15 protein-coding genes are annotated in these 21,471 nt (G+C 54.8%); 5 read left to right on the forward strand and 10 right to left on the reverse strand.

Features of this window, described 5'->3' with window-relative positions:
* Positions 1-37: 37 nt before the first annotated feature.
* The gene (locus tag K239x_RS10860; protein WP_145417833.1) at positions 38-1,057 is read left to right on the forward strand and encodes a 6-bladed beta-propeller; all 1,020 of its coding nucleotides are present in this window, start codon (positions 38-40) and stop codon (positions 1,055-1,057) included.
* A 10-nt stretch (positions 1,058-1,067) separates the two neighbouring features.
* Here K239x_RS10860 and K239x_RS10865 read toward each other — a convergent pair whose 3' ends face one another.
* Together K239x_RS10865 and K239x_RS10870 are read right to left on the reverse strand one after the other, a co-directional pair.
* Complete coding sequence (locus K239x_RS10865) at positions 1,068-4,121, reverse strand: ATP-binding protein (RefSeq protein ID WP_145417835.1); 3,054 nt, start codon at positions 4,119-4,121, stop codon at positions 1,068-1,070.
* A 191-nt stretch (positions 4,122-4,312) separates the two neighbouring features.
* Positions 4,313-4,966, reverse strand: a complete 654-nt coding sequence (locus K239x_RS10870) for an NfeD family protein (RefSeq protein ID WP_145417838.1) — start codon at positions 4,964-4,966, stop codon at positions 4,313-4,315.
* Positions 4,967-5,154: 188 nt separating this feature from the next.
* Here K239x_RS10870 and hemW point away from each other — a divergent pair, with 188 nt between their 5' ends.
* From hemW to senB, 3 genes are all read left to right on the forward strand, one after another.
* Positions 5,155-6,336 carry a radical SAM family heme chaperone HemW gene (gene hemW / locus K239x_RS10875; protein WP_419189925.1) on the forward strand — a complete coding sequence of 394 codons (1,182 nt, stop codon included), beginning with the start codon at positions 5,155-5,157 and terminating at the stop codon, positions 6,334-6,336.
* Positions 6,337-6,576: 240 nt separating this feature from the next.
* Entirely contained in the window at positions 6,577-7,230 is a 654-nt protein-coding gene (locus K239x_RS10880; protein WP_145417840.1) for a hypothetical protein, read from the forward strand.
* Between the two features lie 61 nt (positions 7,231-7,291).
* Complete coding sequence (gene senB, locus K239x_RS10885) at positions 7,292-8,257, forward strand: selenoneine biosynthesis selenosugar synthase SenB (RefSeq protein WP_145417841.1); 966 nt, start codon at positions 7,292-7,294, stop codon at positions 8,255-8,257.
* Positions 8,258-8,329: 72 nt separating this feature from the next.
* On the opposite strand, the gene K239x_RS10890 is transcribed toward senB, so the two are convergent.
* From K239x_RS10890 to K239x_RS10915, 6 genes are all read right to left on the reverse strand, one after another.
* Entirely contained in the window at positions 8,330-9,556 is a 1,227-nt protein-coding gene (locus K239x_RS10890) for an acyltransferase family protein (RefSeq protein WP_145417843.1), read from the reverse strand.
* A 99-nt stretch (positions 9,557-9,655) separates the two neighbouring features.
* Positions 9,656-10,084: a hypothetical protein gene (locus K239x_RS10895; protein WP_145417845.1), complete on the reverse strand. Its 429-nt coding sequence runs from the start codon at positions 10,082-10,084 to the stop codon at positions 9,656-9,658.
* A 118-nt stretch (positions 10,085-10,202) separates the two neighbouring features.
* Complete coding sequence (locus K239x_RS10900; protein ID WP_419189926.1) at positions 10,203-11,057, reverse strand: FHA domain-containing protein; 855 nt, start codon at positions 11,055-11,057, stop codon at positions 10,203-10,205.
* Positions 11,058-11,392: 335 nt separating this feature from the next.
* A complete protein-coding gene (locus tag K239x_RS10905) occupies positions 11,393-12,607 on the reverse strand; it encodes a type II secretion system F family protein (protein WP_145417849.1) in 1,215 nt (404 codons plus the stop codon).
* 3 nt (positions 12,608-12,610) lie between these two features.
* On the reverse strand, positions 12,611-14,308 hold the full coding sequence (locus K239x_RS10910; protein ID WP_145417851.1) for a GspE/PulE family protein: 1,698 nt from the start codon (positions 14,306-14,308) through the stop codon (positions 12,611-12,613).
* Positions 14,309-14,527: 219 nt separating this feature from the next.
* Positions 14,528-17,488: a secretin N-terminal domain-containing protein gene (locus K239x_RS10915; protein WP_419189927.1), complete on the reverse strand. Its 2,961-nt coding sequence runs from the start codon at positions 17,486-17,488 to the stop codon at positions 14,528-14,530.
* 563 nt (positions 17,489-18,051) lie between these two features.
* Between K239x_RS10915 and map the strand changes: the two genes are divergently transcribed.
* Positions 18,052-18,849 carry a type I methionyl aminopeptidase gene (gene map / locus K239x_RS10920; protein ID WP_145422305.1) on the forward strand — a complete coding sequence of 266 codons (798 nt, stop codon included), beginning with the start codon at positions 18,052-18,054 and terminating at the stop codon, positions 18,847-18,849.
* Positions 18,850-18,989: 140 nt separating this feature from the next.
* Here map and K239x_RS10925 read toward each other — a convergent pair whose 3' ends face one another.
* On the reverse strand, positions 18,990-19,907 hold the full coding sequence (locus tag K239x_RS10925; protein WP_145417855.1) for a sugar phosphate isomerase/epimerase family protein: 918 nt from the start codon (positions 19,905-19,907) through the stop codon (positions 18,990-18,992).
* A gap of 208 nt (positions 19,908-20,115) precedes the next feature.
* Positions 20,116-21,357 carry a tRNA-uridine aminocarboxypropyltransferase gene (locus K239x_RS10930; protein WP_145417857.1) on the reverse strand — a complete coding sequence of 414 codons (1,242 nt, stop codon included), beginning with the start codon at positions 21,355-21,357 and terminating at the stop codon, positions 20,116-20,118.
* Positions 21,358-21,471 lie beyond the last annotated feature (114 nt).

A 21,471-nucleotide genomic window follows, 5' to 3' on the forward strand; every position in this document is an offset into this window, starting at 1 on the left:
TGCTCCTGAGCGAAACTCTCTTTTAGATCAATTGAACATGAACCAACCAAATCGTTTTCTTACGACACTATTCCTTTTCACTGTCACGGCGATTGTCAGTTCACAGCATGCCGATGCACAGCAAGACGTTCAGCCTGTGCGAATGGGGTGTGGGATCATGACGTTCGATACGGTTCCCGGCTGGGGGCTTCGTCCTGATGGTAATTCATCGATCGGCCCTACTCACGGCAGCGTTGTGATCGACCAAGAGGGGAACATCTACACCAGTGCCGATCAGGGTGTGTTTGTGTTTTCGCCCGAAGGGCAAGTCATTCACTCTTACCTGGACGCGGATTACCGCAGTCTGCACGACATGGAGATTCGCGAAGAGAACGGAGAAGAGTTCATCTACGGAGCTCGCAACAAGAACGCTGAGGGAATCAAGTTCAAAGTTAAAGGAGGCGACGTTGTCCTCCGGTTGCCTTTTCCCGAAGAATCAGGCTTGGGTCTGAAGCGATTCAACCCAACGGCAATTACCGTGGCAGCGAATGGCGACATTTATCTGTCTGACGGCTACGCAAGCAACCACATTTTTCGATTCGACAAAGACGGCAAGTACCTGAGTCACTTTGGCGAAAAGGGTAACGGTCTCAAGCAGTTCAATACGGCTCACGGAATGACGTTGGATACTCGTTATGAACCGCATCGGCTACTGATCTGCGATCGGAACCACAAACCCAAAGGGCGATTGGTCCACTACAGCTTGGACGGAGAATTTATCGAAGAAGTCATCACGGGGCTCGGCAACCCGACGTCGGTTGCCATCCAAGGAGATTTCGTCAGTGTTCCTGACTTGCAAGGACGTGTCGTGATCCTGGACAAGAGTAACACGATCATGTCTGTGCTGGGACACAACGCCGATCGTAAGCAGGGAGGAAGCTATCGCGTGTTGCAGAAGGATTGGATCGAAGGAGTCTTTAGCGGTACGCATGGTTCTTACTGGGACACCCACGGAAATCTTTACGTTCAGGACTGGAACGTTTCGGGGAGGATCATGAAACTGGTCCGTGCGAAATAACGCCGCGTGTTTACGTGGCCGGGAATTTGGATGCACAGGCTTGCAGCAGTTCAGTGATGGCAGCCTGCAACGCTGGTAGATTGGATCGAATTGCTTTGCATGTGGGATCCGGAGCCGCCCGTTCGATTTGTTCAGCAAGCAAAGCCGTTTTGTCAGCTGAAATGGCTCGGGCTTCACCTTTGATTGTGTGAGCCAATCGACGTGATTTGGTTTCGTCTTGCTCCTCGATCGCTGCGGCCAGCTGGTCAAGCAGTTTGGGGAACTCGGCTGTCGCGACCGTCACGATTTCATTGCGAAGTCCCTGGTCGCCACCCGAAATGGTCAAGCACGCATCCCAGTCAATGACTTTTGCATCTTCGGTGTCGTGGCGCTCGTCATTGGAAGTTTGATCGGCGTATGCCGATGCGGAGATTTCACTTGCGAACCGAGCGAAAGTTCGCGCGAGTTCATCGCGGCGAATTGGTTTGCTGATATAGTCGTCCATTCCGGCTTCAAGGCAGCGACCTCGATCACCACTCATGGCATGCGCTGTCACGGCGACGATCAATACACGACCACCTCGGTCGCGTTCTAATTGCCGTATCTTCTTCGTCGCTTCCAAGCCGTCCATGATTGGCATTTGGACATCCATCAAAATGACGTCAAAATCACCTGACTGCCATAATTCAACTGCCTTTTGTCCATTCTCGGCGACCTCCACGCGGTGTCCCCAATTCGTAAGCAGGCCGACAGCGACCATCTGATTGGCTCTTCCGTCTTCGGCCAACAGAATCTTCAATGAAGGGATCGTTTGCGAGTTTTGATCGGCGACCGCTTCTTTGTCTTCGGCTTCAACGATCGACTCGCCTTTCTGCAGTGAGACGACGAAGTGGAAGATCGATCCGCCGTTCAAATTGTTTTCGACCCACACGCGACCATTCATCGCATCGGCTAAACGTTTGGTGATGGCCAATCCGAGGCCAGTGCCGCCGTATTTCCTTGTCGTCGACATGTCGACCTGCTCGAACGCGGCAAAGATGGCTTCCTGCTTGTCGGCTGGGATACCAACGCCTGTATCACGCACGCTGAATCGCAAACTAAATCGGTCGTTCTGCTGGGAATCCTCGGAATTCAGATTCACCTGAACGGCAATGGCTCCTGACGGCGTGAACTTAAATGCATTGCCGACCAAGTTGACCAGCATTTGCCGCAAGCGATTCCAGTCACCGTGGATTGAATCAGGAACCGCATCATCAACGTGCCACGTCAGATCGATATTCTTGTCACTCGCTCGCGGGTGGAACGGTCGTAACATCGACGCGAGTTCGGCTCGTAAATCGAAATCCTGCGGGTCCAATTCCATCTTGCCCGCTTCGATTTTGGAAAAATCCAAGATCTCGTTGATGATGTTTAGCAATGCGTCTGCCGAATTCAAAACCGTCCGTAGAGATTCTTGTTGCGACGGAGTCAAATCTGTATCCAGCACCAATTCCGTCATGCCCATGATGGCGTTCATCGGCGTGCGTATTTCGTGGCTCATGTTTGCCATGAATTCGCTCTTCGCCTGATTGGCGACTTCTGCTGCTTCCTTGGCGCGCTTGAGTTCTTCGACGGCCGCTATCCGGTCGGTGACATCTTCGGAGATTCCTACTAGATGTGTTGGATCGCCGTCTTCGTTGTAGATCGGGATCTTTTTGGTGTGCAGAATTCGCAATCCTTTGTCGGTCATCAACTGTTCTTCTTCGATGTCCAGCATTTCTTTGGACGCCAACACAGCTCGGTCTTTCTGAGTAAAAAACTCGGCTTCGTCTTTTGGGTAGAGGTCAAAATCGGTGCGTCCAATCAATCCTTCGCGTGATTGCCCCACCAGTTCTTCGCCGGCTTTGTTAAACAAAACGAAACGCAGTTCCTTGGCATCTTTGATAAACAGCATCGTCGGAACGTTGTCGACCACTGAATCCAGGAAACGGTTTGCATCACGCAGTTCCTTGGTCTTCAGCGCGCTGAGTTGTTCCACGCGATTTTGACGATCCAGCAGAACTCGGGTGTAGCCTCCGACCGCAGTCGATAGCAGGACGCCTAGGCATAGGGCAATCAGGGGGAACCGGCTTGTGCTACGTTCCTTCAAAAACTGAGGTGTAGCGATGCATTGAACGGACCACTCGCCAGCGACCTGCAGACGTGACTTGGTCGAAATCTCGTCGTACGCCCTCGGCGTTTTGTCCAGATCGTTGAATCGGATCGTCTGGCTGACGGAATCATAAAACCCGACAAACTGCGGACCGGATTCAGAGCTGGCGTCAGATTGGTACAAGCGCAAATCTACATCATGCGGAAACGCCTCAAACGCGCCGGCGATCATCGCGTCTGCGTCGACGACCGAGATCCCAATTCCCGTCATCTTCGCCAGTCGGTCATCCATCGATGACTGATCGCTGGGCTGATTCATCGTCGGAGTAACAATGGCAATGGTGGCCGATTCAAAGTCACCGACCGGCCAACGAAACGGTCTCGTCGACGCGACGCTGCCGGTGATCAAGGCTCGCCGGATCGCCGAAGCACATTCCGGGATGCTTGCCAGATCGACGCCAATCTGGATTTTGTTTTGGCTTTCGTCGGCAACGAAGAAAATGGGCAGTGAGATGTCGTCGCCAATGACGCTGTTTTCCTCGTCGATGGCCACGACATGGAAATCATCGATGCCTTGTTCGTTCGCAATTTCGGTGGTGCGTTCTAAATCGCGTGCGCTGACCTTGGGGGCCCAGGCCAAAAAACGGGTGCAGTCGCTGATCTCTAAGTGGCGCTGTGCGATCGCGGCGAAACGTTGCCGGTTTTCCAAACGACCGTTTCCCAGTCGCGGCCCGCGGCGAAAGGGCGCGAAAGAGGTTTGGCGAAATGCTTTTTCCAAAACTCGCACGCGGTGCTCGGCGGCGGCATCCAGCTGAGCATTGACCAGTCGGGTCTCTTTTTTTTCCAACACGCGATACGCGACGAGCGAGAGAACGGTTCCGGATGCAATCACGCACAACGCTACGATAAAGGGTATCGACGTCTTGCGGATCGACGGAGTGTCAAAATCGTTCACGTTGTTTTCACTGAGGGGAGCCGATGTCACTCTATCAGATAGTCTACTGGATGCCCGGGGTGGCGGCAAAATTGCGATTCATCCGCTCGCGAGTATGCCAACGTTGGGCTATCGCAGGAAGTCAGATGGCATTCAGTAGACCGAGCTGGATAGATGACGGACGTTCAGCCAACTCGCTTGGATTCAACTGGTTAGTTTTGACTGCCGGGCGGCGCTTCTGTGTGAGTCGGCGCTTCTGTGTGAGTCGGTGCTTCTGCGTGAGTCGGCGATTCACCGTGAGCGCGAATGAGTAGCGTTCCCTGATGGACGGCTACGACAACGGCTTGCTCTCCGACCACCATCATCTGACCATTGCTGGATTTGGCGCGGTACTTTTCATCGCCGACTTTGATTTCTCCGACGGGACGCAGCGGCGACACGACGATACCTTTGCAGCCAATCAAGTCGCGACGTTGCGCCGGATCGCTTCCAGCTACGGTTGCGATGGTTGACTGACTTAATTTCCACTCGTACCGGGCAGGAAAGCCAAGCACGAACTGCTGGGCGATGGCCAGGATTGCGAAGCCGACGAATCCGGAGACGGGTAGGTCGACGATGATGCCGACGATTATCAGTGCGATGACGACGACCATCACGAGCCAAGTTGCGATGCTGGCGAACCAGCCGACACAGAAAAACAGCCCAAAGACGAGACCTAGGCGTACTGAGACGCAGAAAGCATTGAAAAGGCTTCGAGCAAGAATGTTTTGCCGCGATCCAAACAGCCAGCCTAAAACACCCGCCAGCACAGCGAAGTAAAGCGTGCATGCCATCGCAACGTCGCGGGAGAAAATTGTCTCGGGCATTCGCTGCGATGGTGGCGAGAGATTTGATGGGATGTGAAATTCGCGAAGTCGTTGAGCAACTTGCTGCTACTGATCATATCCGCCGAGTCGGGAACGTCGTAAGATTGTCCGTGCGACATTGTCTGCTACGACCAGAAAACATGAGTTTCGCGTGACGCCCCCTTCACTTCAATTGACACTCAGCCGTTTTGTCTGACCTAGCTAATTCCGATATCGCCGAGCCCGACCAGCCCCCTGCTGGTTGGCCTGCGCCAAGATCTGCCTACATTCACGTGCCTTTCTGTCGTCACCGCTGTGGTTACTGCAATTTTAGTGTGGTTGCCCAGCGAGATGATTTGATCCAGCAATACCTGGAATCAATCAACGCGGAGCTGGCTGGATTGGGTAGGCCGGAGGTCGACACAGTGTTTATCGGCGGCGGAACGCCGACGCATTTGGCGACACCGCAGCTTCAGCGACTGATGCAGATTGTGGAGCACCGGTTTGCGATCCAGCCGAACGTCGAATGGAGTATGGAGGCGAATCCGGAAGACATCTCAGCCGAAAAACTCGCGGTCATGCGAGACTCTGGCGTCAATCGGCTGAGCCTGGGAGTTCAATCTTTTAGCGACGGCAAACTGCAGCTGTTAGAACGATCGCATCGCGGCATCGAAGCTGAGGAAATCATTCAACTTGCTGCCGGCGCGATCCCCAATATCTCGATCGATTTGATCTTTGCCGCCCCCAAAGAAACCTTGGCCGAGTGGACGGAAGATCTACAAAAAGCATTTTCGCTGCCCATCGCACACTTGTCGACGTACGCGTTGACTTACGAAAAAGGCACGTCGTTTTGGACCCGAGCTCGCAGTGGCAATTTGTCGGCAGCGACCGAGCAACTGGAAGTCGACATGTACAACGCGGCGCGGCAGGCAGCGAAGCAGTCCGGTTGGGAGCACTACGAGATTTCTAACTTTGCAAAATCGGAATCGCAATGTCGGCACAACTTGGCGTATTGGCACGGTCGCGGTTGGTATGCCGCGGGGCCGGGAGCGGCGTCCTTTGTCGGTGGTCACCGTAACGTGAATCATCGCAGCACAACGACTTACTTAAAACGAATGGCCGCTGGGCAAGACCCTGTCGCTGAGTCCGAAGCCATTTCGACGGTTCAGTATGCACGCGAGCTGGCGGCGTTTGGTATTCGCATGCTAGCGGGCATCGACGTGGTGAAACTGAGCCGTGAAACAGGAGTTGATTTGGGTGACGAGTGTCGCTTGGGAATCGAAGAAGCAACTCGTCACGGTTGGCTGGCAGCTAGCGACGGACGGATGCGTTTGACGCAGCAAGGCGTTTTGTTCGCTGATTCGGTGGCCGCGTGTTTTTTGAGCGACTAATGAGCGGCGGGGCAGAATCGATGCTGCACGGTTTGCTTCTAGCTGGCATGCCACTCGTTTCGATCTGTTAATCTTTGCGGCTTACGCAAAAAGATTCAATTGTGCCGGTTACGTTGCCGATACTTCAAGGGATTACCCTTCTGATGGTCACTTTGGATCTCAAAAATGTTCGTGGCACGTTCGCTTTGCTTCGCTTTAGTTTGTTCAGCTCTCATTAGTCTTACCGGATGTGTTGGCCCCATGGCCCGCGGTCCGCTGGGCGGATGCTGCGGCCCTGCCAGTGCATCCCACAGCGATGCTTGCACCGGTTGTGGTGAGCTGTACGTCGACCCGTGGATCAATCATCCAGCGGATTGCGTCGATCCTTGCGATACGTGCGGCAATTTCAACGGACAGTCTTGTGGCAAGTGCCGTCCAATCTTTGGCGGCATTCGCAGTCTTTGGGGCTACCGTTGCGGCGACGACTGCGAAGAGTGCGTTGGACCAGTTTGTTTCAACGGCCGATGTGGTGCTCTGAACGGCGGCGGTGGATGCGGCTGTGACGGAGGTTGTAGCGGCGGATGCGACGGAGGCTGCGATAGCGGCGGATGCAGTTGCGGATCCGAAGTCGTCGGCCCAAGCTGTGGATGCGAAGCTGCCTGTGGCTGCGAACCGTCTTGTGGGTTTGAGCCAGCTTGTGGATTGGAAACCATTCATAGCGGCGAAGTTCTGTACGGCGACAACGGTGGCCAAATAATCAACGAAGGCGAGTACATTGTCGAAGGACAGCCTACTCCGCATCGAAGTGTCGAAATTCAGCCGGCTGATCAACCGTACAAGCCCGAGCGATCGCGCAAGATTTTCAACCCGCGACCTCGCGTTGCCACCGGTGATGGCCGTAGCGTAGGCTACTAAGCGGCGGCCAACTAGAATTTGCTAGGCGCTGCGGTTTCGGAACATCACTTGGATTTTGCTGATGCAGATCTTGATCGTCACCCATGCACCGCGTGGATCGACGAAAGGGAATCGCATCACAGCGGATCGGTGGGCAAGATTTCTGACGCAAGCCGGGCATTCGACACGGATCGAAAACGGTCTGGTCGAAGGTCAGTTTGACCGCCTCTTGGCATTGCACGCGACCCATTCGTCCGACGCAATCGCTCGTTTCCAACAAGTGTTTCCCGATCGCCCGGTCATCTTGTGTTTGACGGGGACAGATCTGCATCGTGATTTACAAGGGAAACGCGGTGAACAGGCGAAGCGAATCGCAGCGGATTCGATTCGGCGATGTAGCAAGCTGGTGCTGCTGGAGCCGGAGGGAATCCGTCATCTTCCCAGTGAAGCGGTTACCAAGGCACATGTTGTGTTGCAGTCGGCTGTGGCGGTGTCCAAAGAATTACGAACGGCATCCAGTACCGGTGCCACCGATCTGTGTGTGATCGGTCATCTCCGCGATGAAAAGGATCCTTTTTTAGCAGCGCGAGCTTCACGCCGATTGCCAGCGAATTCCAGGATTAGAATCACACACATAGGAGCGGCGCTGAATCCGGAAATCGGCGACGCAGCACGCGAGCAAATGCGGACTGCGCACCGCTATCAATGGATCGGTCCGTTTTCGCACGCTCAGACTCAACAGCGTTTAGCGTCTTCCAACGCGATGCTTTTGACTTCAAAAATCGAAGGTGCCCCAAGCGTGATCTCCGAAGCAGTGGTGAACTCGGTGCCAATTCTGTGCACAAGGATTCCAGCGACTATCGGTCTGTTGGGCAGCGATTATCGCGGTATGTTCGCAGTGGGTGACGAAGTCGCTCTGGCAAGTGATATGTCACGGCTGGAGAATGACGCGAGCTTCGCCCTTGAGCTGACTGTAGCCGTGAAGGCTCTGGCGTTTAAGTTTCAGCCAGCGGTGGAGCAGGCTGCGCTGGAAAACTTGATTCGGTAAACGCTAGTGTTACGTCGGCCAGAATTGCGGCGTGTTGCGAATGCCAGGCTCAAGGCAGAAATCGCGTCCGACTTAGATGCGGAAGAACAATCGGTTCCGATAAAGATAGAAACAGAACAACCATAACACGACGAACAGCAACGTTGCTTGGATCATCGGACCGTAGGGGCCTGCAAAGAGTTCTTTGCCCAGATACGTTTTCAAGTTCGCATTGATTGTCGATTTAAACAGCATCGACATCAGGTACATGGCAAGTGAATTCATGCCGACTACCACCAGCGGAAAAGTCCAGCGTCGGTAGCCTTTGATATCGACGATCCAATACAACAATGCTTGCAGCCAGATGACGTACGCACCACTGAGCAAGACCCATGACGGCGTCCAGATCTTTTTGATGACGGGACAAACGGTGTAGCTGGCGATGACCGCCAGAACCATCAGGATCAGGCCACCGGTTACCATTTTGCGTAGTTTGTCGTGGTCGCTTCGATCGCTTTTAAGCAGCGTCCCGACAAGAACACCCAGCAGCATCGTGACAGCTGCTGGTATAAAGTTCAGCGTGGTGTAGCCGGCCTGGTGAGCACGGATCGGTTCTTCGCCGCCGACTAAGAAGTTCAGTAAACTGACGTCGGCGTGGGAGGCAGCGTTGAACTGCAACGCGTAATGTTGGCTGACACTCTCAGGGGTCGACAGCGATTGAACTTGCTCTTTGGCTGCCGTGGACAGAGCGTCGACTGGAAAGTTCAACAGCCAAGCCGTGTACGCGACCAGCACACCGGCACCGACGGCTAGTTGTGTTTTGACGCTACGACCGAGCAACAAGTAAACGAAGAAGTAGCCCAGTCCGATCTGGGCCAACACATTGGTGAACAGGCGGTTGGTCGCTAATCCGCTGGACCGCGTCTGTAGATAGACTCCGATGATCACGAGCACCATTGCTCGGATGAATGCATGCCAAGCGAGCTTCTTGTCGCTGTGACCACGGGATTTACGGCTGAAGTAGGAATAGGGCATCGCCACGCCCACCATGAACATGAACGCTGGCTGGATCAAATCCCAGAGCGCACATCCAACTACATAGAACTGACTGTTCCACAGAGGGTGGCTGTTGTGAAAAGCGAGCCATTGCCAAATTTGACCGGCCCAGGTTTCGGCCTCGATGCCTGAGGCGTAGCCCAGCTTTTTAGCTGTGACAGCCACTGCGAATCCATTGATCGCCAACATGCACATTACCAGCCCGCGGTACGTGTCCAGGGAAACGAGCCGCGTGGCAGTACGATCCTGAGATTCGCGGTTCAATGCAGACTCGTTGGCTGGCGAAATCGGTCAGCTGAATGGCGCGAGTATATCAGGGGTGAGACCGGTTTGAGTGCAATCGATGACGAACGTTGGCGATCATTACTCTGGCGGCTTGTCGTACTGGTTGGGGCCTAGCTGTACCGTTTCGGTCTCGCCACTTTCTAATTGAAACGTGACAAGCAAATCCGATTCGATCGTTTTGGATTCTTCTTCGCTGAGCGTTTCCGTGACATGGCGTTTGCGCAGTTCCACGTCCAAGTATTCGATGACTAGCTTGGAAGCCACGCCGGAGACGATCAGAAAGACTGCTAAGACACGCACGCCAGGCGCGGGAAGCGTCACCACGCGTTGCCCAACCAAACATGACACGATCGCGTATCCCCGCAAAGCCACCGAAGCCGTCTCCAATGTTTCGGTGTCCAATTCGTCGACAGCATTTTGCACGTCTTCGGTCGAACATCCGGTCGCGGGGATCGCTGTGGCGCCTAGGAGGAGCATCAAGTGGCGACGCGATAGATTCTTAGACATCGACCAACTCAGTGTTTGGGGGGGGCTTGGAAAATGACTCTTGATACACGCAATCGCGGCGGATGCTGGCACCGGCATGAAGCAAATGCTGCACTGCCCGCGCTACGCACCTCGCATGCTATGACCGAAACGGAGTGTTCTGACCTTCAAAGGCCAACAGGCGGAGGTGTAATTCGTTGGCTCGTCGTTTTTCGAGTTGCAGCAGAATGTGCCGTTCAACGAACTGTGCCAAGTTGTCGAGAGCCTGTAGTTGAGGTTCTTTGGGCGTACGTTCGTCGAAGTCGGTCACGCCGACGGTACCGATGACAATCCCTGACGGACCGCGGAACGGAGCACCAGCGTAAAAATGCCGTTCGATTCCGGTTTTAAGAAACGGCAGTGCCAGCAGTTTTTGATCGGCAAACATTTCGCCAATCCAAAACGGCGCGTGGCCTTCGACAACCAACGAGCACGGTGTCGATCGTCGCGCCCATTCGCGCTGCGGCAAGTTGTGCGCGCCTTTGTAAAAAATGTCGTCATCACCAGCGATCGACACAAACCCACAGTCAGCCGAAAAAAGAGTGGCTGCGATCTGAGCCACTTGATCCATCGCTTCGTCGGGCATTGAGTTGCGAAGCCCCAGGGCGTCCAGTTCTGCGATGCGAGCTTCGACCAGAGCGTCTTCGTTGCCGTATTCTTCGACGTCAATCGTACCTCGCGTTTCGTACTGCACCCACGAATCGCGAATTGCCTCGTCTTGCGGACTGACTTCTTCCACCATGAAGTCGATGTCTCCGATCGTCAGCGTATCCGAAGCGGCCAGGCAGACTGGCGTGCTGATGCGTTCGCCGTTGACAAAGGCGCCGTTGGCGCTGCCGCAGTCTTCCACAATCACGGCGTCTTCGTCTTGGCTCAATCGGACAACCAAGTGCTTGCGACTGACTTGCTGGTGATTGATGACGATGTCGTTGCTGGTTGCTCGGCCAACTGACATCAAAGGTTTTGCGAGGTAGTGAATAGTACCTACTTCGCGCTCGTTGAGCTGAACTAATCGGAGAGGATTCATGTCAATCGATAGCCTCGCAATCGATCGGATTCGTTAAACACATCACGAGAACTTTGGGAACGCTTCAGAAAGGAGTGATGAACTACGAACGATAGTTTACTTGCTTTTTCAAACACGTGTATGCCCACTGTTTTTGTGAACATACACGCATTGGTGAACGAAATTATGAACGTTCGACAGCAGATGTAAACCAAGGCATCGCAATAATCGCTCGCGATGTTTGGATCATCCGGAGTATCGCGCGGGCTACGCAGATGTGCTAGCTACAGGGACGTGCTACTTTTGAGAACGGGAACCAAGAGGGCAAGTACGACGCCCAGCACCAAGATGGCCATCACGAGCAGCATGATGGGTTCCAGTAACCGCACAAACAGGTCCAAGCGGCGAAACGTACGCTTTTCCAAGTTGTCGGCGATGTCCGGCAAAACATTTTCCAATGAGTTGCTTTCTTCGCCAACACTGATCATTTCCACGACCGACATAGGAAAGTGTCCCGACGCTCGTAATGGCGAAGCCAACGAGTCACCGCTGCGAATGTTTTCGCTGGCATCAGCAATTGATTTGCTCAACAAACGATTACCCGCAGCGGTGCGACTGATTTCAAGCGATTTTAAGATGGGCACACCGTTGCCCAGCAGTGTTCCTAGCACACGGCAAAATCTTGCCACGGCTAGATTCATCAGAATGTCGCCCAGCACAGGAATCTTTAGCTTCATGCGATCGAACCATTCCATGCCAGCTTCGGTCTGCAGCTGTACTTTTAAAGCAACAAAAGCGGCCGCGATCGCCAGTACCGCGATCCATCCGTAGCTGGCGAAGTACTTGCTGAACGTGAGCAACGCTTCGGTCATGGCCGGCATGTCGCCGTTTTGACGAAGTCGGTCGAACATTGAATCGAACTTCGGCACAAAGAAGACCAACAGCGCGACCAACACCACGGAACCAACCGAGAACAAAAAGATCGGGTAGGCCATCGCACTGACAGTTCGGCCTTTCAAATCTTCCTGGAGTTCGGTGAAATCGCCTACTCGATCCAATGCGTCTTCAAGAAATCCGCCTTCGGATCCAGCGCGAACCATGTTGGTCGCCATGTCCGAAAAAACTCGCGGATAGCGTGCCATGGTGTCACCCATTGGCTCGCCGTCTTCGACGCGAGATTTGATGTCGTTGATGATCTCGCCCAAGGCGGGATTGGAGTTCTGTTCGCCCAGTACGGTCAGGGCGCGAATCATCGGGACACCGTTACGCAGTAGCGATGCTAATTGCGAATAAAAGATGGCCATCGTCTGGCCTTTGACCTTCTTGCTGCGTCCGACAATGCTAGCCATGCCGCCGGTTTTGGTCGTGTCTTTGACGTCGACGGGAAAAAGCGCCCGATCGGACAACATCGCCGTGACTTCGCGTTCGTTAGACGCTTCGATCGCACCGGAGACTTGTTTGCCCGACATGTCGCGGGCGGTGTAAGCATAGGTTGGCATCGTTTAGAGAGCCTCGCCCTTGGTGACTCGCAGGACTTCGTCGATACTGGTGTCGCCCGTGATCACTTTGTCCCAAGCGTCCATTCGCAACGTCCGCATCCCGTTTTCGACGGCCGCTTTGCGAATGTCCCAGCTACTGGCGCGGACTTGAGCCATTTCGCGAATCGTGTCGTTAGCGACCAACAATTCGTAAATACCCATTCGCCCACTGTAGCCCACTTGTCGACATTCACGACAGCCGACGGCACGGTACAGTTGCGCGTCGCCAGCGAGGTCCCAGGGAAAGTCTTTGGGAGTATCCGTTTTGGCGGGCGTATATGGTTCACGACAATGTTTGCAGAGTCGCCGAAGCAAGCGTTGGGCCATGACGGCTTCGACAGTACCGGCGACCAAAAACGGTTCGACGCCCATATCGCCCATCCGCGTAAATGCGCCGGCAGCATCGTTGGTGTGCAGCGTACTGAAAACAAGGTGACCTGTGAGCGACGCTTGAATCGCATTTTCGGCGGTCTCCAAATCACGAATTTCACCGACCAGGACGATGTCCGGGTCATGACGCAGGATGCTTCGCAGTGACGCGGCAAAGGTCATCCCGATCTTGCTGTGAATTTGAATTTGATTGATGCCGTCAAGCTGATACTCAACCGGGTCTTCGCAGGTGATGATCTTGGTCTCAGGCGACCGAATCTGCAGCAGGCTGCTGTAGAGCGTCGTCGTTTTACCGGAACCTGTCGGGCCGGTGACCAGAATGATGCCGTGCGGTAGGCCAATGATTTCGCTGAAGCGTTCGAAGATGGGCTTGGACATTCCAAGGCCCGCCAAGTTGAACACCATCGATGATTTGTCCAACACACGCATGACCAAACCTTCGCCGTGGATCATGGGGATCACACTGACACGAACATCCACATCGCGTCCACGAACTCGCAGTTTGATTCGCCCGTCCTGGGGTAACCGTTTCTCCGCGATGTTCATGTGAGCCATGATTTTCAAGCGGCTGATGATCGCGGCTTGAAAGCGATTGATTTCTGGCGGGACCGGTTGCGGGTGCAAAATACCGTCGATGCGATAGCGAATGACCAAGCCATCGGATTGCGATTCGATGTGAATGTCACTGGTCCGCGTATTGACCGCTTCGAGCAAAATTTCGTTGACCAGTCGGACAACGCTGGCCTCTTGGACCATTTCGCCAATTTCGCTGTTGTCGATTTCTAAATCGTCCAGCAGCTCAAGTTCGTTTTCCTCTTCTTCCTTGGCAGCCAACAGGCCTTCGACTGTCTCGCTACCGACGCCCAAATGCTGCTTCATCAAGCGAGCAATTTCGGAACGTTCGGCGACCACGGGGACGATGTTCTTGCCCGTCGCCGCGCTCGCTTCGTCCAGCGGGTACAGATCCAACGGGTCGGCCGTCGCAACCACGATCGAACCGTCTTGCAATCGAATCGGAAACAGCGATTGCCGATAGATTAGCTTTTGCGGAAAGCCTTTGAGTGCATCAAGTTCGACTTCGATGGTCCGCAGGTCGACGTATTCCAGGCCCACTTCTTCTGCCAACGCAGCCAAAGCATCGGCCTCTTGGACATATCCCAATTCGACGGCCGACTGAATTACGTTGACAGAATCATTGTTGCGGCTGGCTTCAAGTTGTTCGTCCGTCAAAAGTCCACGGCGTCTTAAGATGTCGCCAGCGTGCATGATCATGTTTGCTTTTCTAGTTGCGTTGGTAGGGCCGTGATTGCATCGGGCATTTCGTGGGTCGAGCCCGGCAATGGTCGGACGATGCTGTTGATTGGCAACACTGTGAACTGACGTCGCAGTTGCTGAGCATCGAATTTGGTTTTGGACTGTCGACTCCATTATCCATGGGCGTCGTGCCGCCATTGTACTCCGTGTTTGCTGTACGGGTTTGAGAGTAGGCGTTTATCGCCCGCCGCCTCCGCGTCCACCACCTCCGCCAGGTGCTCCACCGCCTCCGCCTCCGCCTCCGCGTCCACCAGTAGCTCCGCCGCGTCCGCCACCAAATGCTCCTCGAGTGCCCCCGCCCCCGCCCCCGCCACCGCGAGTGCCTCCGCCGCCGCCCATTCGAGCACGCATTGCTTCGATGAATCGAGTTCTTGCTTCGTCGGTCGGCTGCGCAGCTGTGCTGCCTGCCGCAGTTGTCGTGCCGCCGGATTTGCCAGCGTCACCGGATTTGGAGACTGATTGTCCCAGGGTGGCTTCCAGGGCTTTGACCAAAGCGTCCGCGTTAACATTTCCGGGGACAGCGATTGCGACCACTTCTTCTTTCTGGGCCTGACCGCCTTCGTCGAGTGCTTCGACCAAGAAGCGGACTTCTTCAAAGTCCTGCGGGGTGGCTGTCACGATCAACGAATTGCTTTTTGCATCCACGGCGATTGTGATTTTGGAGGGTTCGCTAGTCGCACCGGATTGTCCGCCGCCACGTCCTCCGCGACCGCCGCCGCCACGTAAGGCTGCGATGAAATCTTGCGGTGATGGCTGTCCGCCGCCTCCGCCACGGCCGCCACCACCGCCGGACTGTTCAGCACCGGCCATGCGGTCCGCGAAGACTTCTTTGACGGTTTTGGCAACGTCTTCGGCACTTTGGTAAACAACCGGAATCAGCATCGGTTTTGATACCAGTTCGATGTCCTCGGGGCTTTCCATGCGGTCCACTTTCTCCAAGATCTGTTCGATCATGGCCAAGTCGATCGGGTTGGCTTGGACAAACAATGCGTTCAGCCGTGGGTCCGCGGTAATGGTCACCGAACCGGTCGACGTCAAAATGTTCTTGGATCCGCCAGCGTCACCACCGCCGCCACCCGCTGCCATGCCCATCAGGCCACCGAGCATTCCGCCGGCGCCTCCCATCAACGAATCGCCCATCGACGACATCGTTGACTCGGCACCGCCCAAGATCGCGGCAACCAATTCTGCGGTCACGTCGGCCTTGGTGTATTTCAGCCAAAAGATGGTCGGCAAGTCAGACGTTGCTGCAGTCGGAGGCGCGAAGCGTTCGAGTAACTGCTCAAACGCATCAAGAGCCTCGGTGTCTTCCGAAGCGATTACGATGCCTGCGGGCGTCATCTGAACGATGATGTCGTCCTTTGCACCCGGAATAACGACTCGCTGTGTTGAAGCATTTGTCTGAGTACTGGTCGCGGGAGCGTCGTTTTCGCCGACAAGATGATAGTCGTAGGTATTGGCCCGACGTGCGTCCAACGCTTCTTCATTTGCTCGAGCCGCTTTCTCGCGGTCCACATCACGAAACAGTTTTCGTTCTTTGATGCCGTTGCGACTTTCGGTTCGGCTCCCATTGGAGGGCGAAAAGGTGCGAATTTGGTTTTGGCGTCCCGTGATCGGCCACAGCGACTGAACTTGGTTGACCGCATCCATTGCCGAAGAACCGGTGTACGGCAACACGCGAACTTTGCCATTGAGTTGCCCCAGTTCGTCTTGTCCCTCGAGGCCTTCGATCAGCTTTTCCACGGCCGCTATTTCGTCCGTTGTGCCGCGAATCCATAGCTTGCCGGTCACCGGGTCGCCGTCGACGGTAGGGCCGTCGCCGCCTTCTTCGGTGATGCCAAAATACTTGTTGATCGACGCGAGTGCTTGAGCGGGATCAAGTCGACGTAGCGTCAGCACTTTGAAATCTTCGCCGTTGCCTTCCATCTGCGCGACGATGCGAGTGATTTCTTTTTGTGTATCGGGGCGTGCCAAAGCGATAATCGATTTTGTTGATGGTTCGATTGCCACGCGGGCTTCGGGCGTTCCTTGGAGCAACGTCTGGAGCACGTCGAACACGGCCGTGATATCGGCGGTCTTGATCGGGTGAGTCTGCAAGATCGGTTTTTGGATCTCGGTTCCTTCATCGTTCGCCGCGATCGCCAATGCCTTATCAGCTTTTTCGATAATGCCTTTCAGAATCGTGACCTTGGCGGGCAGTCCCGTTGCGAAGACGCGATCGCCGTACACGTTGACGGAAATCTTGATGTCGTCACTGACGTTGACGCCGGGTTCCAGGTTCAGCAAAGGACGAGCGAGTTCGAGTAATTCGTCCGCACCACGATGCTGCAGTGCGATTTCGATGACTTCGTCAGCCGATGCTTCGACCATCTCTCGGATCGCGATCAAGCGGGAAGCGGTTTCGGTCACTTTGGCTTGCCGGGCACTGTCCAACACGATGACGCGACCCGACGGGCCGATCAACTGCGGCAATTGTTCTTTGGCTTGTTCAGGTGTCATGCTTCCGAGCGAAAACAGGCAGCTGACGATTTCGCTGCGACCGCGATTGTCCAGTTCTTTCAACGAAACCAACTCAGCGATCTCGCTGATGTATTTCGATGCGTTGTCGGCTTCCAAATCCACGACGAACAACAGGCGGCCTTTCCGCACCAATGCATAGCCACGATCCAGCAGCAGTTGGTTCATCAGATCCAAGCCTTCGGAAACCGAATAGGTTCGAGTTGGATCGCTGAAGTTCACACTGCCTGCGGGAGCTTGATCGATCTGAAGTGCCAAGTCGGCTTCTTCGGCGATGTAGCTCAGCACATCATTCCAGCTGGCCCCAGAAAAATTGAAACGCAGTTCCGGGGCAGCCTTTCGCGAATCGGCCAAAGGAACGTCCATCTGGGCGTTCAAGATTCGCGCGGCTTCGGCAGGAGTCACGTCCGCTGGATTGGGGAGCGGCTTGGATTGGCCTGTGACGTCGGCAACCTTTTCTGTCGCCGTTTGGGTGCCGGCTTCTTGAGCAGAGGGTTTTTCGGCTGCAGCGTTTTCGACCCCAGCAGCTTGCTGTGCAAACACGTCGTGCGAATGAAGGCTGGCGACCGAACAGGATCCGATCAGGCAAGCGAGTGTGAAGAGTCGTTTTTTATGATTCATATTGCTTGGGAACCACGCCTTCGTGGGAGGCGTCTGTGGTTGGCTAGTGTGCGGTGAATCGAGAAGAGGACAAGGCAGCAATCGAGCGTATTTGTGCCGTTCCCCCATAGTAGTTTGCCCAGCAAGGCGTGCCGCTAAGAGTTTGGGACGGTTGGCTCGGTTATTCCCAAGCATACGTTCACACTTCGTTTAACCCCTTCAAAGAGGCGAAGTTCTGCTGCGGAAAGCCGTCCTTTGTGTAAAAAGCTGGTGATCAGGGATCGATGCGACCGGAAATATCGGCCCAATACCCGCTTGGAATGGTCACAAGGGTAGTCGGGGGCGGCCATCTTGGCCGGGAAAGTGCCAATAAAGCGGTGCGATTTCACAGCGACGACAGGTTGTCTGCAGAGCAGCGAGCTTGCGTTTTGGCCGGCCTCTGCTGGTTCAAACGCAAGTGTTCTGCAAATTATCGCCAGTTTTTGAATCTGCAAATCTTGGGAGAATGCGTCCGCGATGTTAGGATTTGCGGCAACGCGGGACACCGCGGCTTCCGCTCATTCCACTGTGAACTTTTCGTGACCATGCTGCAAAAGCAAAAGAAACTGATCCTGACCGAAGCCCAGCAGGACTCGATGCGCCTGGCCGGGAAAGCCAATGCCGAGTTGCTGGACTACTTGCGACCTCATGTAAAAGCCGGAATCACTACTGGTGAAATTGATGACATGGTCAACCAATGGACGGTCAATCGAGGCCATCGGCCGGCCACTTTGGGTTATCAGAACTATCCCAAGAGCTGTTGCACCAGTATCGATGAAGTGATCTGTCACGGAATTCCCGATGACTACGTGTTGCAGGACGGTGACATCGTCAACGTCGACATCACGACGGTCGTTGATGGGTGGCACGGTGACCAAAGCGAAACGTTTTTGATCGGCGATGTCTCGGACGAAAAACGCGCCGTGACGCAGTGTGCGTTCGACTGCTTGTATATGGCGATCGATGCACTGACTCCCGGCTGCCGCGTCGCACGGATCGGCGAGACGATTGTGCCGGAAGCCAATCGCCGCGGATTTTCTGTCGTTCGTGAATACGTTGGGCATGGGTTGGGACGACAGTTTCACTTGGATCCATCGATCCCTCACTTTGCCAATCGCCAAGCACGCATCGACCGACTCTACCCCGGCATGTGCTTTACGGTCGAACCGATGATCAACGCGGGTTCGCGATTTACAAAAACCGATAAGAACGATGGTTGGACGGTCCGGACAAAAGACTCGCGTCCGTCCGCCCAGTTTGAGCATTCGATTTTGATGACCGAATCGGGGCCTGAGATTTTGACGCTCACCACGGATGGCCCGAGAAAAGGCCACCAGTTTTAAGCCTGCCATCTGCCGCAAATCGCGATCGGAACCGCTATCGCGTGCGCACGTTTGGTCAAGCTGCGATCTGTATCACCAGCCAGGTTGCGCCAGTGGCGTCGCGCCGGCTGAGTTACTTTTACCAAGCTACATTGGCACCTTTACTTTGGCAGGTAATTCCTGAGAAACGTGTGGCTTTGAACAAGCGAACGTTTCACGCTTTGTGGCGATCCTTCGTAAGCTCGGTCTTCGACTTCGACGCAGACCGGTCCGGCGTATCCTGTATCAGTTAGCGTCGAAAAGAATTTGCCCCAATCGACGTCGCCCATTCCAGGCAACTTCGGCGTGTGATACTCGTTTGGGTTCGCCAAGATCCCAACGCGATTCAACAGGTGCTGGTCGACGCGCACATCCTTGGCATGGACGTGAACCAATCGGTCTTTGAACTCGCGCAGTGGCGCCAGGTAATCCATCTGCTGAAAGATCATGTGCGACGGATCGTAGTTCAAGCCAAAGCACTGGCTGGGAATGTCGTCAAACATTCGTTGCCAAATGGCCGGGCTATGAGCCAAGTTCTTTCCACCGGGCCATTCATCATTGGTGAAAAACATGGGGCAATTTTCGATTCCCACCCGCACGTCAGAAGCTTCGGCATGATCGATGATGGGTTTCCAAGTTTCCAAAAATCGCGGCCAGTTATCGTCCACGTTCTTGGTCCAGTCGCGTCCGACGAACGTGGTCATGCGTCCGACGTTCAGCTGAGCAGCAGCCGTAATTACATTGCGAATCTGTTCCACGGCCTGCGTCGATTCTGCTTCATCGGGCGACAGAGCATTGGGGTAATAACCGAGCGCACTGATCGAAACGCCATACTTGGCTGACAATTCGCCAATCGAATCCACCGTGCGCTCGTCCAGCGTCGACGTGTTGATGTGAGTGATCCCCGCGTAACGGCGAGACGATTTGCCGGGCGGCCAACACATTACTTCGACACAGTCGTAGCCAATGTCCGCTGCGATCGCAAAGACTTCTTCAAGCGTTTGCTCAGGCAAAATTGCGGTGACAAATCCAAGTTGCATGGTTAGGGATTCCTGTTGAACGGACGTAATTCTTGACTGGTTCGTTACACGCTAGTGCTGCGAGCAGGTGGAAGCGACGAAGTTTAACCAGCATCGTATTCGGTTTGAATAGTCGTCGGGGGCCGGCTGGGCATTCAAGTGTGCTGCGTGCGAAGTCATCCCGACGCGGAATTGCATGCAGGTATGCGTCGCCGAATTTGTCTCTCGATCACTTGCCAGAACTTGAGTTGCCAATTTGGTTCAGGTGCTGCACCAAGGCAATCCCATTGGCAAGGCGTTGGCCGCCGCGGCCGCCGTGTTCGGTCGCTTGGGCTGTCAGGTTTTGGCTTTTCAAATACGAATCCAAAGTCGGATGCTGACCCGAATCATCAAACTTGACGGATTTCAAAACCACATTGACCGGCGGCAACGCATCGACATTTTCTAACAGACGCATGGTGCTGGCGTGATACGTTACCACCGTATCGTCGGGTTTCAAAAAGCTTCGCCAATTCGCAGCAAACTCAGTTGGCGTCACAGCGGAATCCCACGCGTCGGGTGACAGTTCCACGTGCTGCAAAAAATCTTGGGGCAATGGCTCCGGTGGTCGAATGAACTGTGCAAACGATTCTCCCGTGCCCATTCGGTGCGCGACCCAGTAGACGGGCTGGCGCTTTTCGCTTCCGCGTGGTGATCGTTTACAGCCCGCTTTGCCAGGTTCCGATTCGCCGTACGCCACGACCACATTGGGCAGGTCGTGCAAAATCGCGCGGGGAATGCCCATCGCGTTTTGACTGCGTCTGCGATTGGCACGCCAACCATAACGAGCTTTGGGGTGGTCCAGTTGGGTTTGCACCATGGCATCGAACGCGGCGACCAGTTGGTCTAGGCCTGCCGTGTCGGGCTCGATCGCTTTCAACGCAGCAACGGTTGCTTCCAAAGTCGACAACGCCATCGCGTTGGGTTCGCGCCGAATGCGGTAGCGTCCCGGTTCGGCTGGCCGAATTTGGTAGCGTGGCAACTGACCAAGCCGAGGAATATCACGCACTAATGTTTTGGCGTGATGCCACGTCCCGTCGATCACAATGAGTTGGTCGGGACGTTCGTGCGGTGCCAGATCGCTGAGCAGTCTGCCGTCGGGCCCCGGGTACAGGACGCCAACACGATCGCTTAGCTCTCGTGATTCTAGCCTCTCTCCGAGTGGTTCATTGTGATCGACCAATAGTTCGGCACTGACCAGCGCTTTGCGGAGAATCCGAGCTGTATTGAAAGGATGAAAGCGCTCACGCATGTGCTGCAGGATCAGCACTTCGGTCTGGTTGGCAACCGAAGGAATCTGGTCGCAAAAACAAAGTGATTTTGGACGGTAGCATTCGTAGCAACGAACACGTTCGTTGTGGCTCGGTTCGGCAGGTTCGTGTGATCTAGGAATCGGGGTGTCTGTCGTTGGAGGGCAAAAGCATCGGCACATGATTGATACGATGTAAACGTAATCGTTGTCGATCTGCTGCGGGAGGTACCTGTCCTCACGCGTCCTGGCGGGACAGCGGTCCACATCGCTAGACTTGGGCGTCGCCCAAATTCG

The organism is Stieleria marina (genome assembly GCA_007741555.1).
GTDB lineage: Bacteria > Planctomycetota > Planctomycetia > Pirellulales > Pirellulaceae > K23-9.